Origin of the sequence: Photobacterium chitinilyticum (genome assembly GCF_004104355.1) — a bacterium.
In the GTDB taxonomy this organism is placed as follows: domain Bacteria; phylum Pseudomonadota; class Gammaproteobacteria; order Enterobacterales; family Vibrionaceae; genus Photobacterium; species Photobacterium chitinilyticum.
Genome location: NZ_RJLM01000051.1, coordinates 1 through 1,683 on the forward strand (window position 1 = coordinate 1; position 1,683 = coordinate 1,683).

The following is a 1,683-nucleotide window of genomic DNA, read 5'->3' on the forward strand; positions in this document are numbered from 1 at the left end:
GATGAACTCCTGTAATCGCCCATGTTTGTTGTTTCCTCTTACTTGTGGTGAATAAGAGGCTTACTTCTAACATGGGCACTCCTTCGGGCAATAGCCCACAGGAACAATCACCACCGCTCAAAGCGGTGGTTTAGAGGTGACAACAAAATCAGTATCCACTGTACAAAGAACCACTTTTTATCAATTGATGAAAACCGGTGTCTAAGAGAATAATGCGAAGGCATAAACATTGACCACTTCATAGCTTATTCATTAAAATGCTTGCAACTAACACATAAAAAATCTTTAGATAAGCGAAGATTCCTACTCCCACATTTAGTGCAATACCTTGTCGAAACGGCTGACAATGAAGAGAAAATAATTATTAACACATATATACCAAAGGATATATCCTCGTTTTGAACGTGAATCATCACTATAAAGTTAATAGTGTTTATTAGTGTGACGACAGGCCAAATCTTGTTCTTTTTCTTAGGGCTTTTTACTAGAAGTAGAGGCGAACTTGAAATTATGCCAATAATGTAAAACCAAATAGGGATTTGAGTAAAATAATCAAACATTGAACTCTCAACTAACATATTTAAGCGATAAAACTAGCGTAATTACATAACGCCTGCAATAAAGTGTGCCCCACTGAACCAGCAAAGCGCACCGAACTTCATACCAAAACCGCCGAGTGTAACGCATCACCTTGATTGCATTGTTAGAAATTTAATGCTGAAGGTAAGTTACTTTTAAATCAATTTCATAATAATTAATTCTGAATCGAAAATGCTCAACATAAGTATTTATTGAAACCAAAAACCTGCTAGCTTCTGTCAAAAGAGGAGTTACTTATGGGCATATGTAAGACAAATTTGAATCTAAACCTTCTTCAAAAAGATGTAGATGAAAACCTCAAACTACTTAGTATTCCAACAACGAAAGATGTATATGGCACAGCAGCTTTAGCATGGGCTATGGTTACAAGAGTTGATGCAGCATTAAATATGGTAAATGCACCAACTACTATAAAAATGTCAAAAATCAACCGAGCTTCAGTTGCATTAGCAGGTCTGGGGGCTGCTTATTGGGCAGGAGCAGTCATAGGTTCAGTTGCTCGCTCAACATATAGACATACTACTTGTTCAAAAGAGCAAGTCATTGCCTTTGCACGAAAAAATGGAATTAGTTCTTCTTGGTTAAATACAACATATGCCAAATACCCAGAATTATTGAATGGAAGTATGACCAATGACGCACTTAAATAGAAGTATGTTAAAAGACCGATTTCTATTAATTACTGCAGCCATTGTGTTTGTCATTGTGTTTTTTTTCTTTTCAAAATTCATAGGGGCAGAAAATGTACTGCTGATATTTATCGGGCTTTCAATCTTTGAACATTTGAGGAATATTATCAAAACCATAAATAAGAACAAATAGCTATTCATGCATATCACCCTTTGGGTTAGCATTAGTTAGCCCAAATTTCTAACGCCTGGGATAAGGTGCGCCACGGTGAACTAACCAAATCCACTAAACTCCAAACCAAAAATGCCGAGTCAAACAAGTCACCTTGATACCTTTGTTATGCAACTCCATCCATTAATACGATCATACTTGGCCGAAAATCTTTCCACGCGTGATAAATCTGCGGCATACAGGCAACAAATCCGGACTCTGATAATTCCGATTCACTTTCAA

Annotated in this window: 1 protein-coding gene; it reads left to right on the plus strand. The window is 36.8% G+C overall.

The features are described 5' to 3' along the window. The first annotated feature begins 836 nt into the window (after positions 1 to 836). On the plus strand, positions 837 to 1,250 hold the full coding sequence (locus EDI28_RS25680; protein ID WP_128786677.1) for a hypothetical protein: 414 nt from the start codon (positions 837 to 839) through the stop codon (positions 1,248 to 1,250). The last annotated feature ends 433 nt before the right edge of the window (positions 1,251 to 1,683 follow it).

Coding starts and splice junctions, on each gene's coding strand:
- EDI28_RS25680 (WP_128786677.1), top strand. CDS start 837: ATGGGCATATGTAAGACAAATTTGAATCTAAACCTTCTTCAAAAAGAT.